The organism is Streptomyces albiaxialis (assembly GCF_039530985.1).
GTDB lineage: Bacteria > Actinomycetota > Actinomycetes > Streptomycetales > Streptomycetaceae > Streptomyces > Streptomyces albiaxialis.
Genome location: NZ_BAAAPE010000015.1, coordinates 153,082 through 170,156, shown reverse-complemented (window position 1 = coordinate 170,156; position 17,075 = coordinate 153,082). Strand labels below are relative to the sequence as shown.

Below are 17,075 nucleotides of genomic sequence, written 5' to 3'. Positions count from 1 at the left end.
GGCGAGCGGGGCGAGCGGTGTGCGCGGGGCGCGCGGGGCGCGGGCACGTGCCCGGTGCGCGTTGACAGGGCCGGACCCGGGGGCAGAACATAAGCAAGCGCTTAGCCCACTTCTCCGGGACCGGATGGATCGGATCACCTCCATGGCCACACCCTCGCTCCTGCTCTCCCGCCGCGATCTCGACTTCCTGCTCCACACCTGGCTGGACACCGGGTCCCTCACCCGCCGCGAGCGGTACGCGGAGCACTCCCGCGAGACCTTCGACGCCGCGCTCGACCTCAGCGAGCAGATCGCGGCCCGCCACTTCGCGCCGCACAACAAGAAGAACGACCAGGAGGAGCCCCGGTTCGACGGCGAACGCGTGCACACCGTCCCCGAGGCCGCCGAGGCGCTGGAGGTGTTCGCGAAGTCGGGCATCCTCGCGGCCACGATGGACGAGGAGTTCGGCGGGATGCGCCTGCCGCAGACCGTCGCGACGGCCTGCTTCGGATACTTCCAGGCGGCGAACATCGCGACCGCCGCCTACCCGTTCCTCACCCTGGGCAACGCGCGCCTGCTGTGCGCCCACGGCTCCCCCGAGCAGGTCGAGACCTATGTCCGCCCCATGCTGGAGGGGAGGTTCTTCGGCACGATGTGCCTGTCCGAGCCGCAGGCGGGCTCCTCGCTCGCCGACGTGGCGACAAGGGCGGAGGAGCGCCCGGACGGGACGTACCGGCTCTTCGGCAGCAAGATGTGGATCTCCGGCGGGGACCACGAGCTGGCCGAGAACATCGTCCACCTGGTCCTCGCCCGCATCCCCGGCGGCCCGCCCGGCGTGAAGGGGCTCTCGCTCTTCATCGTCCCCAAGTACCTGGTGGGCCCCGACGGTTCGCTCGGCGAGCGCAACGACGTGGTGCCCGCCGGGCTCAACCACAAGATGGGGTACCGGGGCACCGTCAACACGCTGCTCAACTTCGGCGAGGGCGCCGCGCACAGGCCGGGCGGCGAGGCGGGCGCGGTCGGCCACCTCGTCGGCGAGCCGCACCGCGGGCTCGCGTACATGTTCCACATGATGAACGGCGCCCGTATCGGCGTCGGCGCGGGCGCGATGGCCCTCGGCTACACGGGCTACCTCAAGTCCCTGGAGTACGCCCGCGAGCGCCCCCAGGGCCGCCCGCTGACCGGGGACGGCGCGAAGGACCCGGCAGCGCCGCAGGTGCCCATCGTCGAGCACGCGGACGTACGCCGGATGCTGTTGGCCCAGAAGTCGTACGTCGAGGGCGCGCTGGCCCTGCTGCTCTACTGCTCGCGGCTGGTGGACGAGCAGCTCACCGCGGAGACCGAGGAGGAGCGGGACCGCGCCGCGCTGCTGCTCGACGTGCTCACCCCGATCGCCAAGAGCTGGCCCTCGCAGTGGTGCCTGGAGGCGAACGACCTGGCCATCCAGGTGCACGGCGGCTACGGCTACACCCGCGAGTACGACGTCGAGCAGCACTACCGCGACAACCGCCTCAACCCCATCCACGAGGGCACCCACGGCATCCAGGCCCTCGACCTGCTGGGCCGCAAGGCGGTCCAGGACGGCGGCGCCGGGCTCGCGGCGCTCGGCGAGGCGATCGGCGGGACGCTGGAGCGCGCGGAGGGCGCGGGCGGTGAGGCCGCGGCGCTCGCCGCGGAGCTGCGCGCGGCCTGGGACCGTACGACCGCCGCGACGGCCCGGCTGTGGAGCACGGGCGACCCCTCGGTGGCGCTCGCCAACGCCTCGGCCTACCTGGAGGCGGTCGGCCATGTGGTGGTGGCCTGGCTCTGGCTCGGCCAGTACCTCGCGGCCGACGGCGAGGACGCCTTCCTGAAGGGCAAGCGCCAGGCCGCGCGCTACTTCTTCCGGTACGAACTGCCCCGGACCGGCCCCCAGTTCGCGCTGCTGGAGTCGCTGGACACCACCGTGCTGGAGACCGGCCCGGACTGGCTCTAGGGAAGCCCGCTAGCGCGGGCCGTGGCCGCCCGTCGGGTCGCAGGCGAGCGCCTCGGCCGACGCGGGGGCGCCCTCGACGCTGCTGCGGTCGTGGACGATCCGCGCCAGCTCGGTGCGCCCCGTCCCCGGCCGGACCGTCAGGGTGCGGCCGTGCCCGACCTCCGGGAGCGTACGGGCGCGCGGCAGCGCGGTGGCCAGCACCTGGGCCTCGCGGTCGTAGCCGGGCGCGTAGGTGATGGTGGCGTCCTTCGCGCCCTCCTTCGTTCCCCTCGCGCTCTTCGCAGCGGCCGGTCCTGTCCCGCCGCCCGTGCCGCCCGCCCCGCCCGCGCCGCCCAGGACGTCGAAGCCGTTGCGGCGCAGCGCGTCCCGTACGCGGAGGCTCGCCTCGCCCGTGCCCTCGATCCGTACGGGGATCAGACCCGGCTCCATCGCGACCGGGCGCATCCCGTGGGGCGGGCGCAGCCGGGGCTCGTCCCGGAGCGGACGGTCCTCGCGGAGCGCGCGGAACATGGCGCGGGCGCGCGGCTCGTCCCAGGTCAGCGTCGAGCCCCAGGCCGGCACCCGGTAGTCGAACCGGCCGATGGGCACGGTCGCGAACTCCGTGCGGGCGGGGCTCAGCCCCCGCAGCTCCCCGGCGAGCCGCACCAGCTCGCGCGCGGTCAGCCCGTCGTCCGTGCGCACCGTCCCGCGGAAGGCGCGCGCGGTGCGCAGCAGCGCGGCCGGGTCGTCCGCGGCCCGCTCGCCGGTGAGGCGGTGGAGGATCGCGGCGACGAGCTGCTGCTGGCGGCGGACGCGGCCGAGGTCGCCGGGCGGGGTGACGTGCCGGGCGCGGGCGTAGCGGAGGGCGTTCCGTCCGTCGAAGTCGTGTGTGCCGGCGGTGATGTCGAGCCCGGCGTTCTCGTCCCAGAGCGGCTTGCGGGTGCAGACCTTCGCGCCGCCGAGGGTGTCCACGGTCTTCACGAAGTCGGCGAAGTCGGTCTCGGCGTAGTGGTCGACGCGCAGCCCCGTGGCCTGCTCGACGGTCCGTACGGTGAGGGAGGGGCCGCCGTGCTCATGGGCGGCGTTGATCTTCCCCCGGTGGGCGGACGGCGGCTTGTTCCCGTCCTTGTGCGGCGCGAAGCGGACGTACGAGTCGCGGGGGAGGCTGACGACGCTGACACGGCGCCGGTCGGCGGAGACGTGCATCAGCATCATCACGTCCGTGCAGTCGCACGCCTTGCCGTTCACATGGAGGCGGTCGCGGGTCTCCGGGGAGAGGCCCGCGCGCGAGTCGAGGCCCACGAGGAGGATGTTGAGCGCCTTCGCGCGCCCGGCACCGGCCTCCCGCTGGGCCGCGGCGCCCTGCTGCCCGCCGTGCGGCACGACGCCGCAGGAGAGCAGGGCCCAGGCGGTTCCGACGAGGGCCAGCCCGCGCAGCCGCCGGGCCGTGGAGCGGGCCCGTGGGCCCCGGAAGAGTGCGTGCATCGAGAACACCTCCGCGATGAGCGGAATAAATGATTCCGAATGCTAGGCACGCCCCTCCCCCGCCACTCCGCGACGCCGGGCCCCCGCGCCCCCGCTACCACCCGGCCGGATCAATCGCCCGCGGCCTCAGCCGATGTCGTCCCGCGGCTCCAGCGGCCGGGTCGCCGGGCCCTGGATCACCTCGCCGTCGACGCCGAAGCGCGAGCCGTGGCAGGGGCACTCCCAGGCCGCCTCTGCGTCGTTGAACCGGACCAGGCAGCCCAGGTGCGTACAGCGGGGCGACACCGCGCGCAGCTCGCCCTCGGCCGTCCGGTGCACCGCGCAGCGCCGCCCCTGGATCCGTACGATCGCGCCCGTACCCGGACTGATCTCGTCCACGGAGTCGACGTACGAGGGGCGCAGCCGGTCCCCGACGAAGCGGCGGGCCACGGCCGACTGGAGCCGCAGCAGCGCGGGCGCCTCGCGCGGGCGCAGCCGCACCGGGTCGTACAGCTTCGCCCAGGGCGGCAGCGCCCCGCCGGTGATGTGCGCGGCCAGGAGCTGCCCGGAGAGCACGCCCGAGGCCATGCCCCAGCCGCCGAAGCCGGTCGCCACGTACGTGTGCTGCGTCGCCGGGTGGAAGCGGCCGATGTACGGCACGTGGTCGGTGGTCTCGTTGTCCTGCGTGGCCCAGCGGTGCACGGGGCGGGCGTCGGGGAAGCGCTCGTACGTCCACGCCGCGAGGCGCTCGTAGCGGGCGCCGACCGAGCCGATGCCCGGCATGCCGGGGGTGAACTTCTCGCCCGTGACGATCAGCAGCCGCTGGCCTTCCCGGAACGGGTAGGGCGCGGTGCGCACCGAGCGCGTGGCCCGCTCGGGCGTGAGATAGCCGCCGCCGGGGTCCTGGTCCTCGGGCAGCAGCGCGGCGATGACCAGCTCGCGGCGGGGCTCCAGGCGGGAGAACATCAGCGCGCGGTCGAACACCGGGTAGTGCGTGGCCACGACCACGTCGCGGGCGCGCACCTCGGCGCCGTTCTCGGCCGTGAGCGTGCACGGATCGCCCTCGTCCAGGCCGAGCACGCGGGTGCGCTCGTGGACCGTCCCGCCGCGCCGCACGAGGTCCTCCGCGAGCGCGAGCAGGTACTTGCGCGGATGGAACTGGGCCTGCGCCTCCACCCGTACGGCCGCGCGCACCGGAAAGGGCAGGCCGGTCTCCGTCACGTACGAGGCGTCGAGGCCCGCCTCGGCCGCGGCCTCCGCCTCGGCCCGGATCTCGTCCTCGTGGCCCTCCCCCTCCACGAACGTGTAGCAGGGGACGCGTTCCAGCTCGCACTCGGCGCCCAGTCCGGCCGCGACCTCGGCCAGATGCTCGATCGCGTCCTGCTGGGACCGCGCGTACAGCCGGGCGTTCTCCGCGCCGCGCTTCTCACGGAGGTGGGCGTAGGCGAGGCCGTGCAGCGCCGAGACCTTGGCGGTCGTGTGGCCCGTGACGCCCGCGGCGATCCGGTCGGACTCCAGCACCGTCACGCTCCGGCCCGCGCGGACCAGCTCCCACGCGACCGAGAGCCCGGCGATGCCGCCGCCGACCACCGCGACGTCGGCCTCGGTCCTGCTGTCCGGCGCCAGCGGCGCGTAGGGCGATCCGGCAGCCGAGAGCATCCAGTACGACTCGTATCCGACGGGCAGAGTGGTCATCGCCACGCCCCTTTCGCGCTGCCCTCCGCCGCGTCCGCGACAGAGGGCTCAATTGTGCGCACCCACCTTGTCGTTCCCCGTGCGCCGCCGCTCACGCCCCGAGGGGCGGCTCCCGTGCAGCCCTTGTGTGCCCGTCGTGCGCTCCCCGTGTGGCACCTATGCGCTCCCCGTGCAGAAGCGGATTCCCCGGAATCCGCCCGCGCACCGCGTTCGGGGCGCTACGGTGAGTGCCCGCGGGGATCGATCGGTTGTTGGCTGTACGCCGGGAGGGTTCCGCGATGGGCGAGGAAGTGCACCTGACGCCTGCACACCATCTCGAAGTGCTGCTCGCACGGGCCCAGAATCCGTTCGACGTCTCGGATGCCGTGCTCTCCCGCCTGGAGAGCGCCGTGATGTTCCAGACGGAGCTGTACGGATGGCGGCACCGCAGCACACCCCCGCCAACGCTGCGGTGCAGCAGTTTCCGGCACGTCTTCCTGCTCGCCGACGGCGGCAGTCTGCTGCTGTGGGAGCTGTGCTACGACGCGGAGGACGGCGACGGGCGCGAGCTGTACGAGATCTACGAGTCGGAGGAGGCTCTGCGCCGCTCCGAGCGCCGCGTCCACCGGTGGATGGACGACGACGCGTTCGGACACCTGGACGATGACGAACTGCTCGACGGTTTCATCGATGAGGACTTCGAGGACGAGCCGCCGGCCGCCTTCCCGCTCGGCCCCGGCCGTTCCCCGAGCCACACCGAGCGGGACTCGCCCGAGCACGCCCGCCGGCTGCTGCGCCGCGCGGAGAACCCCGACCGGCCCGGCGAGGAGACGCTGCGGCTGCTCGCCACCGCGCTGGGGCACCAGATCATGCACGTCCCCAAGCCCGCCGCGCGCACCGGCGAGTGCCAGGTGTGGTGCTCGGTCTACGAGCATGTGTTCCTGCTCGCCGACGGCAGCGAGGTGAGCCTCTACGAACTGGAGCACAACCTGTCCGGCACGGGCCGCCTCGTGTGCGAGGTCTATCTGGAGGAGGCGCGAGCCGACCAGGCGGCGCTCAGGCGCGCCCGGGACCGCGGCATCGACCTGTAACCGTATGTGACCTCTTGTGACCTGGAGAACAGCGCCTCTATCGTGGGCCCGCTCGCCAACTCCTGTCAGTGGGCCGCCAATTCAACGGAGGGACCGGCCATGTCCGCTCGTGGGCGTCACCGCCGCTACAAGCCAAGCACCGTCTCGCGCACGTCGCTCAAGGTGACCGCGGGAGGTGCGGGCATCGCCATCCCGCTCGTCGGCGCGCAGCTCGCCCACGCGGCCCCGCAGGACGTGTGGGAGAAGGTGGCCGCCTGCGAGAGCAGCGGCAAGTGGAACATCAACACGGGCAACGGGTTCTACGGCGGGCTCCAGTTCACGCAGAGCACCTGGCAGGCGTACGGCGGCGGCAAGTACGCCGGGCGTGCCGACCTGGCGACCAAGTACGAGCAGATCGCCGTCGCGGAGAAGGTCCTCGCGGGCCAGGGCCCCGGCGCGTGGCCCAACTGCGGCCCCCGCGCCGGGCTCACCCGGGGCAGCGCCGAGCCGGACGCCAAGCCCGAGCGCCGCGTCCAGCAGGCCTCCGCGAAGCAGAAGGAGAAGCCGGAGAAAAAGGAGAGGACCGACAAGGCAGAGAAAGCCGAGAAGGCCGAGAAGGCCAAGGAGGAGCGGAAGAAGAAACAGACCACCTACGAGGTGGTCGGCGGGGACACCCTCTTCTCTATCGCGGACGGCCAGTCGGTCGACGGCGGCTGGCGGGGCCTGTACGAGCGGAACCGCGCCACCATCGGCGCGGACCCCGACCTGATCCTCCCGGGCCAGGACCTGCGGCTCACGGGCGCGCCGCAGAAGGCGAAGGCCGAGCCGGAACGGAAGCCCGAGCGGAAACCGGAGCGCAAGGCCGAGGCCAAGCCCAGGCCCAAGCCCGAGGCGAAGCCCGAGGCGAAGCCCAAGCAGCAGCCGCAGAAACAGCGGCAGCAGGCCAAGGCGAAGCCCGCCTCGTCGTCCGTCATCGCGCCCGTCAGCGGCGTCAGCCCCGGCACGGCCTACCGCGCCTCGGGCGGCAACTGGTCCTCCGGCTACCACACGGGCGTCGACTTCCCCGTGCGCACCGGGACGACCGTCAAGGCCGTCACCAAGGCCAAGGTCGTCTCGGCGGGCTGGGCCGACGCGTACGGGTACCAGGTGGTGCTGCGGCACAGCGACGGCAAGTACAGCCAGTACGCGCACCTGTCGGCCATCTCCGTACGGTCGGGGCAGTCCGTCGACGCGGGCCAGCGCATAGGGCGTTCGGGCGCGACGGGCAATGTGACGGGCCCGCACCTGCACTTCGAGGTCCGTACGGGCCCGGGCTACGGGACGGACATCAACCCGCTGGCGTATCTGCGGGAGCGGGGCGCGAAGGTGTGACGTCCGGGGCGGCGCGGAGCCCGGTGGCGTAGTCGACCGTACGGTCGCACCAGCGCTCCAGCAGCACGCGGTCGTGGCCGACGGCGAGGAGCGCGGCGCCGCTGTCCGCGCGGTACTCCTCGACCACGGCGACCAGCGCCGCCGTGGTCGAGGCGTCGAGCATGGCCGTCATCTCGTCGCACACCAGCACGCGTGGCCGCAGCGCGAGGGCGCGCGCCACGCAGGCCCGCTGGAGCTGCCCGTCGCTCACCTCGTGGGGGCGGCGGGCGAGCAGGTCGGGGCCGAGCCCGACGCGTGCGGCCAGCTCCTCGGCGCGGGCGGCGGCCTGAGCGCCCCGCCCGGTGGCGCGCAGCGGCTCCGCGACGAGCGCCGCCAGCGAGAGCCGGGGGTCGGCCGCGAGACGGGGCTGCTGGAAGACGACGCCGACGGCGGTGCGCTGCGCGCGCGGGGCCCGGTGCCGCCAGCCGCGCGCCTCCTCGCCGCCGATCAGCACGGTGCCCGCGTACGGGCGGTGCAGCAGGGCCGCGACCTTCGCGAGCGTCGACTTGCCGCAGCCGCTCGGGCCCAGCAGCCCGACGGCCTCCCCCTCGGCGAGGGCGAGCGAGGCGTCCCGCAGGACGGGGTCCCGCCGGTCGTACCCGGCGGTGACGCCCCGCAGCTCCAGGGCGGCTGTCATGGACGGCTCCCTTCGGGGACGACGGGATGGTGGCAGGCCTCGCCCTCACCGCCGTCCTCGTCGAACGGCGGCTGGACCGCGCAGGCCTCGCTCGCCCTCGGGCAGCGCGGCGCGAAGGCGCACCCCTCGGGCAGGTCGCCCAGCTCGGGCGGCATCCCCGGAACGGGCGTGAAGGCACGCTCGGGCAGCGCGTCGAGCAGGCCGCGCGCGTACGGGTGGCGGGGGCCTGGCGCGCCGAAGAAGCGGTCGGCGGCGGCGAGTTCGACGACGCGCCCCGCGTACATCACGGCGACCCGGTCGGCGATCCGCTCCGCGGCGGCGAGGTCGTGCGTGATGATCAGCAGTCCGCGGCCGTCGCCCGCGTGGCTGCGCAGCTCGTCCACCGTCTTGTCGACCAGGTCGCGGTCGAGCCCGGTGGTCGGCTCGTCCGCGAGCAGCAGCGGCGCGTCCCCGACGAGCGCGAGCGCCGTCGCGGCGCGCTGGGCCAGGCCGCCGGACAGCTCGTGCGGGTACCGGTCCAGGTGGTCGGCGGGGAACGAGGCGCGCTCGGCGGCGGCGTGCGTCGCGTCCGCCAGCGCTTCCTTTCGCGCGCCGGTCAGCTCCCGTACGGTCTCCGCGAGTTGCGAGCGCACGGTGCGTACGGGCGTGAGGTGGGCGGCGGGGCTCTGCGGGACGAGGCCGACGCGCCGGCCCCTGACCGAGCGGGCCAGCGTCCGCTCGTCGGCGGCCAGCAGGTCCACGGGGTCGCCGCCCCCGTGCAGTACGGCTTCGCCGCGCACGACGGCGTTCCCGGGCAGCAGCCCCAGCAGGGCAGAGGCCAGCACGGACTTCCCGCACCCGCTCTCCCCGACGAGCGCGAGGCACTCGCCGGGCGCGAGGTCGAAGGACACGGACGAAACGGCCGCGACCTCGCGCCCCCTCCGCATCCGAAACCGCACCGACAGGTCCCGCACAGCCAGCAAAGGCTTCACGCCGACACCCCCGTACCCGGCATCGGGTCTGCGCTTGCCAGCCCTGCGCCTTGCGCAGACCTCCCAAGCGCAGCGGTCAGGGGCGCGGGGAACTGCGCGGCCGACCACCGCGCACCCGCAGGCTGCGGGGCGGCAGCAAGGGGCACCCCGGGCACAGCCCCGGAGAAGACGTCCGCGGAACTCACAGCATCAGCTCCGATCGACGGCGGGGATTGATCCGTTCGCGCCAGACACCGGCCAGCCCCGCGATCGCGAGGGTCGGGATGATGATGAAGAGGCCGGGAAAGAGGGTCGGCCACCAGTCGCCCGCCAGCAACGTGCCGCGCGCCCCCTGGATCATGTTGCCGAGGCTCGCCTTGTGCGTGGGCAGGCCCAGGCCGAGGAAGGACAGCGCGGACTCGTGCCAGATGGCGTGCGGCACCATCAGCACGGCCGCCAGCCCGGCCTGCGGCAGCACGCCCGGCAGCAGATGCCGTACGCCCACGCGCCAGCGCGACGCGCCGCCGGAGATCGCCGCGTCCACGTACGGCCGGGCGCGCAGCGACAGCACCTCGGCGCGGACGATGCGCGCGGTCGAGAGCCAGTGCGTGAGGCCGACGGAGATCACGACGGGCCAGATGCCGGGCCGGAACATCGCCACGATGAAGATCCCGAGCAGCAGGTGCGGGACCGAGGAGAAGACGTCCACCACGCGCATGACCAGCCGGTCCGTGCGGCCTCCGGCCGCCCCCGCGGCGGCGCCCACCGCCGTGCCGATGACCGTGGCCGTCAGGGCCGCGACGACGCCGACGAGGAGCGAGACCCGCAGCCCGTAGACGCTGCGCAGGAGCACGTCGCGGCCGACGTCGTCGGTGCCGAAGGGGTGCGCCCAGGACGGCGCCCGGAGCTTGTTCGCCATGTCGACGGCCTGCTCGTCCAGCGGGAAGAGCACCGGGACGAGGACGACGGCGAGGACGATCAGCGCGACGAGCCCCACCGACGCGCGGAGCTTCACGGTGGCGCTCACATCTCCTCCATCGCGACGCGGGGGTCGGCCAGCCCGTAGAGCAGGTCGGAGAGCAGGTTGCCGAGCAGCACGGCGACCGTGGCCAGCGTGGTCAGGGCCGCGAGCAGCGGGAAGTCCGTCGATGTGGCCGCCTCCACCGTCGCCGAGGCGATGCCCGGCCAACTGAAGACCGTCTCGACGAGCAGCGCGCCGGTGATCAGCTCGGGAACCCGCGAGCCGACCAGCGTGAGGACCGGCAGCAGCCCGGACCGCAGGGCGTGCCCGAGGAGCACGGTGCGCTCGGCGAGGCCCCGCGCGCGGGCGCCGCGTACGGCGTCCTCCTCCAGCGCGTCCCCGACGCCCTGGCGGACGTACAGCAGGAACCAGGGGATCTGGGAGATGCCGAGGACCAGCGCGGGCAGCGGGAGGTGGCGGAGCAGGGCACCGGCCGTGACCGTGTCGCTGCCGGAGTCCGTCAGTCCGCCCGCGGGCAGCAGGTCGAACTGGATCGCGAAGAGCCAGATGCCGAGCAGCCCGATCCAGAACGGCGGCGCGGCCTCCAGGGCGTACGAGACGGAGGTGACGGCCCGGTCCAGGAGCCCGCCCCGGCGGCGCGCGGCGGCGACGCCGAGCGCCGTGCCGACGACGACGGCGAAGAGGAAGCCGGCCGCGCACAGCAGCACGGACCAGCCGAGGCGTTCGCCGATGACCTGGGAGACGGGCTGGCGCAGCGCCGTGGAGTCGCCGAGGTCCCCGGAGAGGGCGTGGGTGACCCAGTGCCACCAGCGCTCGGGGAAGGGCCCGTCGACGCCGAGGTTGCGGCGGAGCTGCTCCAGCGTCTCCTGGGAGGCGTTGAGCCCGGCGGAGCCCGCGTACTGCTGCACGGGGTCGAACGGGGACGCGGCGGCGACCGCGAAGACGCCGAAGGTCACGGCGGCCAGCACGGGCACGGCCGCGAGCAGCCTGCGTCCGACCAGGCGCGCCGCCGGGGCCCCGAGCCTCCTGCGTCCCGGGCGGTCCGGGCGTCCCGGACCGCCCGGGCGGCGCGCCGCTGTCGCGGCCTTCGTCACTTCTTCGGCTGCCAGTCCTGCACGTTCCACCAGGGACCGGCGCCGATGCCGTGGTCGTGCGGCTCGGTCTGGGTGGTGAGGCCCTTCCACTTGTCGTCGATCACGTAGACGTGGTCGATGGTGGTCAGGAAGGTGTACGGCGGGTTCTTCGCCAGCTCCTTCTGGACCTTGTCGTACGCCTTGTGGCGGACCTTCTCGTCGCGGCTCCGGCGGCCCTCGTCGAGGGCCTTGTCGACGGCGCCGCTCTTGAAGAACGCCATGTTGTTCCAGCCGCTGCCGATCTGCGAGGAGTGCAGCGCGGGGTACATGTCGAAGTCGGGGTCCGGCGGGAAGCCGTTGCCGAGCAGCATCGGGTCGTGCTTGAGCTTGGGCTGGATGACCTCGCGGCTGCCGGCCTGGACCTTGATGTCGATCCCGGCCTTCTTGGCGTCGGAGGCGTAGGCGAGGGCGTGGTCCTGGCGGAGCTTGTCGCCGGAGAAGTACCAGAGCTTGAAGGCGGCGCGCTCGCCGTCCTTCTCGCGGATGCCGTCCTTGCCGGGCTTCCAGCCCGCCTTGTCGAGGATCTTCTTGGCCCCGGCGAGGTCGTGCTTCCGCTCGGTGCCCTTGGCGAAGTACGGGTGGTCGCCGGCGAGCGGCCCGTAGGCGGGCTTGCCCGCGCCGTTGAGGATGGACTTGACCATGGCCCCGCGGTCGACGGCGAGGTCGAGGGCGCGGCGGATGTCCTTGTCGCCGGTGACGGGGTTGCCGGAGGGCAGGGAGACGGCGCGGTAGTCGGCGGTGGTGGCCTCGATGACCTTCTTGCCGTCGCCGTCCCCGGAGTTCTCGTACGGCTTGGCGAGGTTGGGCGGCAGGATCGCGGCGTCCAGGTCGCCGGACTTGAGGCGGGTGGCGCGCACGTCGTCGTCCTCGATGACGGCGACGGTGAACCGCTTCACCTTCGGCTTGCCGCCCCAGTAGTGCGGGTTGGCCTTGAAGCTGAGCTTCTCGCCCTTGCGCCAGCTCGACAGGGTGTAGGGCCCGGTGCCGACGGGCTCGGTGTTGTACGGGCCGTTGTTGACGTCACCCTTGCTCGCGACGGCCTTGGAGGCGATCGGCTGGAGGGTGCGCTCGGCGAAGGCCGCGTAGGGGTACTTGAGGGTGAAGACGACCTTCTCGTTGCCTTCGGCGGTCTTGCCCTCGGCGCGGACGCTCTTGAGGGCGGCGAAGTCGTCCTTGTAGGCGTTGTTGGTCTTCTTGTCGAGGATCGTCTCGTAGGTGAAGACCACGTCGTCGGCGGTGAACGGCTTGCCGTCGCTGAACTTCACGCCGTCGCGCAGCGTGTACGTGTAGGTCTTGCCGTCCTCGCTGACCTCGGGGAGCTTCGTGGCGAGGGCGGGCTTGAGGTTCATCTTCGCGTCGTGCTTGAGGAGGCCGTCGAATATCTTCGAGTTGCCCTCCCGGCCGTACCCGAGGAGCGGACTGAGCGTCTCCGGCTCCTGCGCGACACCGACGGTGACCGAATCCGTCCCCCCGGAACCCCCGTCGTCGCTGCCCGGGGCCGAGCAGGCCGCCACCCCCGCCAGCGCCGCCAGGGCCATCACTGTGGCGGTCGCTGTCCGTACCGTCCGGGCCGTCATCCCTCGTGCTCCCTACTGGTGGTCGAATGCTCTTGCGAACGATTCGCAATTAAACAGCACGAGACCGGACGCCGTCACTCCGGGGCCGGACCCCCTCCCGGCCCCGCCCTCCTGGCATGGGACAGGGTGCTATGCCCGGAAAGGCCCGTTCCGGGTGGGCAAGATCAGGACGAGTTCACACCGGAGAACCCACGATTCCTTCCACGCGGAGTCCCGGGGTCAGTAGCCTCATGTCCCGTATCGGGAACCCCCGTCATGCTGACCGAGCTGGAGACCCCTCGATGGAACGTCCCGCATGGGCCCCACAGGGCATCGATCTCAACGTGCCCAGTGTGTCGCGGATGTACGACTACTACCTCGGCGGCTCGCACAACTTCGAGATCGACAGGGAAGCGGCGCGCCAGGCCATCGCGGCCTGGCCGGGACTCCCGAAGATCATGCAGACGAACCGGGCCTTCATGCGCCGCGCCATCCGGTACGCGATCGGTGAGGGCGTCACCCAGTTCCTGGACATCGGCTCCGGCATCCCCACCTTCGGCAATGTGCACGAGGTCGCCCAGGCCGTGGACCCCGCCTCCCGCGTGGTCTACGTCGACAACGACCCGGTGGCCGTCGCGCACAGCCGCGCGGTCCTCGGCGGCGACGGGACGGCGGCGATCGTCTCCGCCGACTTCCGCTCCCCGCAGGACGTGCTGGAGAGCCCGGAGGTCGAGCGGCTCCTGGACCTCGACAAGCCGGTCGCGCTGATGCTCGTCGCGCTGCTCCACTTCATCGAGGACAAGGACGAACCGGTCAAGACCATCGCCGAGTTCGGCCGCGCCCTGGCCCCCGGCAGCCTGCTGGTGATCTCCCACGGCTCCCCCGAGGGCGGCCCCAAGCGCGACGGCGGCATCGGCGTCCAGAAGGTCTACAGCCGGACGAACTCGCCGCTCGTCATCCGCTCACGGGAGGGGATCGAGCGGCTCTTCGACGGCTTCGACCTCGTCGAGCCCGGCCTCGTGTCGGTCCCCCGCTGGCATCCCGACTCCCCGCCCGAGCTGGAGGACGCGGTCTCCTTCAGCGGCTTCGCCGGGGTGGGCCGCAAAGCGGGGTTCGCCGGGTGACCTCCGGGGCGCACGAGCGCGACGAGCTCGACGACGACAGCGGCCCGACGGCGGGCCCCACGGACGACGACGGCCTGCGCCGCTTCGCGACGATCTGGAGCCGGACCGTCTATCCGGCGACGCAGACCTCCATGACCCGCCTGGAGCTGGAGGAGTACCTCCACCCCCTGGCCCGCACGCTCGGTGAGGCGCTGCACGCGCATCCGTTCAGCCCGGCGCCGGGCTGGGACGTCGGCGAGGCCCTCGTCGCCGCGCACTGCACGAGCCCCGACGCGCTGCCGCACATCCTCGGCGTCGTCGAGTCCTACCTGGTGCTCTACGGCAGCACGCCCGGCGCCCTGCCGGTCGACGACGCCCGCTCCCGCTGCGCCCGGCTCCAGCACGCCATCGCGGCCGGTTTCTCGCGCGCCCTGCGCGAGCGGACGCTCGCCGAGCAGGAGGCGCTCTCGCGCGCCGCGCTGGCCGCGCAGACGGCCGTGGAGGAGGCGCTGCACGCGAGCGAGACCCGGTTCCGCGCGGTGTTCAAGGAAGCGACCATCGGCATCGGCATCGCCGACATGAGCGGCCGCCTGCGCGACGCGAACGGGGCGCTCGCCCGGATGTTCGGCCGCTCCGAGGAGGAGATGCGCCGCCGCAACATCAACGACTGGGTACACCCCGACGACGCCCCCGGGGTCTGGCGGCTCCACCGCGAGCTGGCACGCGGCGAGCGCGACCACTTCCGCGTCGAGAAGCCCTACCAGCGCCCCGACGGCACCGTGCTGTGGACCAACCTGACCGTCTCGCTGCTGCGCGACGCGGAGGGCGAGCCCCGCTACCAGCTCGCGCTGATGGAGGACATCACCGAGCGCCGCCTGCTCCACCTGCGGCTGCGGTACGAGGCGACGCACGACGAGCTGACCGGGCTGCCCAACAGGACGCTGTTCGCCGAGCGCCTGGAGCGGATCCTGACCGCCGGCAGCGGCGTGAAACGCTTCGGGCTGTGCTACCTGGACATCGACGGCTTCAAGGCCGTCAACGACAGCCTCGGGCACGCCGTCGGCGACCAGTTGCTGATCTCCGTCGCCGAGCGCCTCCAGTCCTGCTCCCCCGCGCCCTCGCACCTGGTCGCCCGGATCGGCGGCGACGAGTTCGTGGTGCTGATCTCCGACCCGGAGGGCCGCGAGGAGGTCACCTCGCTGGCCCGCGCCGCGCTCGCCGCGCTGGCGACCCCGATCTCGGTGGACGGCCGCGAGCTGTCCGTACGGGCCAGCATCGGCATCGTCGAGGGCCCCAGCGGCGATCTGGGCCCCGCGGAGGTCATGCGCAGCGCCGACATCACCATGTACCGCGCGAAGGACGCGGGCGGGAACCGGTACGAGCTGGCCGACCCGGACTCGGACGCGCGGGCCATAGACCGCCACAGCCTCACCAACCACCTGCCCGCCGCGCTGGAGCGGGACGAGTTCTTCCTGGAGTACCAGCCGCTGATCCGCATGAGCGACGGCCGCGTCGACGGCGCGGAGGCCCTGGTGCGCTGGGAGCACCCTGTCCACGGGCGCCTCGGCCCGGACCGCTTCATCCCGCTGGCCGAACACACCGGGCTGATCGTCCCGTTGGGCCGCTGGGTGCTGGAGCAGGCCGTACGGCAGGCGTGCGACTGGGCGGCGGGGCAGCCGATGCGGGTGAACGTGAACCTCTCACCCCGCCAGCTCCACCACCCGGACCTGGTGCCGGACACCATCGCCGTCCTGGAGGCCGCCGGTGTCGAGCCCTCCTCGCTCTGCCTGGAGGTCACCGAGAGCGCTCTGATAGGGGCCGACGAGGACGAGCTGAAGCCCCTGTGGCAGCTCGCGGAGATGGGCGTGGACATCGCCCTGGACGACTTCGGCACGGGCTACTCGAACCTCGCCAACCTCCGCAGGCTGCCCGCGACCACGCTCAAGCTCGACCGCTCCTTCACCCAGGGCCTCCAGCGCCACCCGGCCGACCCGGTCGACGTCACCTTCGTCGAGGGCATCGTCTCGCTGGCGCACGCGCTGGGCCTGGCCGTGACGGTGGAGGGCGTCGAGACCGAGCACCAGGCCGCGCAACTGCGCGACCTGGGCTGCGACACGGCGCAGGGCTGGTACTACGCGCGCCCGTCGTCGGCCGCCGAGTTCGCCCAGGAGTGGGTGGAGGGCTGACGCGCGGGCCGTACGGCGGGCCGCGAGGGCCTCACACGTGCTTGTCGAGCCACGCGAGGAGGTCCGCCTGGACCTCCTCGCGGTTCGTCTCGTTGAGGATCTCGTGCCGCGCGTCCGCGTAGCCGCGCCAGGTCACCTCGCGCAGGCCCACGTAGCGGAAGTCCTCCAGCAGCTCGTACACCAGCGTCATCCGCTGGTTGCACGGGTCCTGCTCGCCCACCGCGAGGTGGACGGGCAGGTCGCGCGGGATCCGGGCGAGCCGCGCCGGGTCGTTGATCCTGCGGATGGCCCGCACCCAGTCCAGCGCGAGACCGGCACCGAAGTCGAAGCCGCAGCCCTCGTCCGCCGCGTAGACATCGACCTCGGCCGCGTCGCGCGAGAGCCACTCGTAGCCCGTGCGGTGCGGGAAAGGGTCGTTGAACGAGCCGAACAGCTCGGCGACGTACCTCGAGGGCGCGTCCCGGCCGCCCTTCTCGATCTCGCCCTCCAGACGGCGAATGTCCGACGCGGCCTCGCTGCCGGGCAGGGACCGGAACGTCCCGGAGAGGATCATCCCGGCCAGACCGCCGCCCTCGCCGTACTCCTGCGCGTAGTCGCGGGCGAGCTGCGAGCCCATGCTGTGCCCGAGGAAGACGAAGGGTGTGCCGCCCGGGAGTTCGGCGCGCACCCGGTCGCCGATCTCCTTGAGGTCGGTGACGATGGCGGGCCAGCCGGCGTCGCCGACCGCGCCGTAGCCGCCGGTGTGCCGGGCGGTCGCGCCGTGGCCCCGGTGGTCCGAGGCCACGACGGCGTACCCGTGCCGGTTGAGGAAGCGCGCGAACCGGTCGTAGCGCCGGGCGTGTTCGGCGGCGCCGTGGGCGATCTGCACGAGGGCGCGCGGAGTGCCCTCCGGCAGCCAGGTGTACGTGGCCACCGGCGTCCCGTCCGCCGCCGTCGTGAAGTCGTCCCGCCGCTCGTGCCCGTCGCCCATGGCCCGT

Annotated in this window: 13 protein-coding genes; 5 read left to right on the top strand and 8 right to left on the bottom strand. The window is 73.1% G+C overall.

What is annotated here, in order from left to right:
• Positions 1–124 precede the first annotated feature (124 nt).
• A complete protein-coding gene (locus tag ABD343_RS29945) occupies positions 125–1,954 on the top strand; it encodes an acyl-CoA dehydrogenase (RefSeq protein ID WP_344532580.1) in 1,830 nt (609 codons plus the stop codon).
• Positions 1,955–1,963: 9 nt separating this feature from the next.
• Here ABD343_RS29945 and ABD343_RS29940 read toward each other — a convergent pair whose 3' ends face one another.
• Positions 1,964–3,418, bottom strand: a complete 1,455-nt coding sequence (locus ABD343_RS29940) for an LCP family protein (RefSeq protein ID WP_344532578.1) — start codon at positions 3,416–3,418, stop codon at positions 1,964–1,966.
• A 126-nt stretch (positions 3,419–3,544) separates the two neighbouring features.
• The gene (locus ABD343_RS29935; protein WP_344532576.1) at positions 3,545–5,092 is read right to left on the bottom strand and encodes an FAD-dependent oxidoreductase; all 1,548 of its coding nucleotides are present in this window, start codon (positions 5,090–5,092) and stop codon (positions 3,545–3,547) included.
• A 278-nt stretch (positions 5,093–5,370) separates the two neighbouring features.
• On the opposite strand from ABD343_RS29935, the gene ABD343_RS29930 reads away from it, so the two are divergent.
• Positions 5,371–6,162 carry a DUF6227 family protein gene (locus tag ABD343_RS29930; RefSeq protein ID WP_344532574.1) on the top strand — a complete coding sequence of 264 codons (792 nt, stop codon included), beginning with the start codon at positions 5,371–5,373 and terminating at the stop codon, positions 6,160–6,162.
• 99 nt (positions 6,163–6,261) lie between these two features.
• Positions 6,262–7,512 (top strand): transglycosylase family protein, encoded by a 1,251-nt coding sequence (locus ABD343_RS29925; protein WP_344532572.1) that lies wholly within the window; start codon positions 6,262–6,264, stop codon positions 7,510–7,512.
• Here ABD343_RS29925 and ABD343_RS29920 read toward each other — a convergent pair.
• The 5 genes from ABD343_RS29920 to ABD343_RS29900 all read right to left on the bottom strand — a co-directional run bounded on the left by ABD343_RS29920 (position 7,469) and on the right by ABD343_RS29900 (position 12,830).
• Positions 7,469–8,188, bottom strand: coding sequence for an ABC transporter ATP-binding protein (locus tag ABD343_RS29920; protein ID WP_344532570.1), 720 nt, complete (start codon positions 8,186–8,188; stop codon positions 7,469–7,471). The two genes, ABD343_RS29925 and ABD343_RS29920, sit on opposite strands and share 44 nt — an antisense overlap.
• Positions 8,185–9,114: an ABC transporter ATP-binding protein gene (locus ABD343_RS29915; RefSeq protein ID WP_344532569.1), complete on the bottom strand. Its 930-nt coding sequence runs from the start codon at positions 9,112–9,114 to the stop codon at positions 8,185–8,187. Before ABD343_RS29915 ends, ABD343_RS29920 begins: the two co-directional genes overlap by 4 nt.
• A 226-nt stretch (positions 9,115–9,340) precedes the next feature.
• On the bottom strand, positions 9,341–10,165 hold the full coding sequence (locus ABD343_RS29910; protein ID WP_344532568.1) for an ABC transporter permease: 825 nt from the start codon (positions 10,163–10,165) through the stop codon (positions 9,341–9,343).
• A complete protein-coding gene (locus tag ABD343_RS29905) occupies positions 10,162–11,121 on the bottom strand; it encodes an ABC transporter permease (RefSeq protein ID WP_344533102.1) in 960 nt (319 codons plus the stop codon). The genes ABD343_RS29910 and ABD343_RS29905 overlap by 4 nt, the downstream gene beginning before the upstream one ends.
• An 89-nt stretch (positions 11,122–11,210) precedes the next feature.
• Positions 11,211–12,830: an ABC transporter substrate-binding protein gene (locus tag ABD343_RS29900; RefSeq protein ID WP_344532566.1), complete on the bottom strand. Its 1,620-nt coding sequence runs from the start codon at positions 12,828–12,830 to the stop codon at positions 11,211–11,213.
• Positions 12,831–13,111: 281 nt separating this feature from the next.
• Here ABD343_RS29900 and ABD343_RS29895 point away from each other — a divergent pair, with 281 nt between their 5' ends.
• Both ABD343_RS29895 and ABD343_RS29890 read left to right on the top strand, forming a co-directional pair.
• Positions 13,112–13,933, top strand: a complete 822-nt coding sequence (locus ABD343_RS29895) for an SAM-dependent methyltransferase (RefSeq protein WP_344532565.1) — start codon at positions 13,112–13,114, stop codon at positions 13,931–13,933.
• Positions 13,930–16,098, top strand: coding sequence for a putative bifunctional diguanylate cyclase/phosphodiesterase (locus tag ABD343_RS29890; protein WP_425578313.1), 2,169 nt, complete (start codon positions 13,930–13,932; stop codon positions 16,096–16,098). Before ABD343_RS29895 ends, ABD343_RS29890 begins: the two co-directional genes overlap by 4 nt.
• Before the next feature lie 31 nt (positions 16,099–16,129).
• Here ABD343_RS29890 and ABD343_RS29885 read toward each other — a convergent pair whose 3' ends face one another.
• Entirely contained in the window at positions 16,130–17,068 is a 939-nt protein-coding gene (locus tag ABD343_RS29885; RefSeq protein ID WP_344532563.1) for an alpha/beta fold hydrolase, read from the bottom strand.
• Between the last annotated feature and the right edge of the window lie 7 nt (positions 17,069–17,075).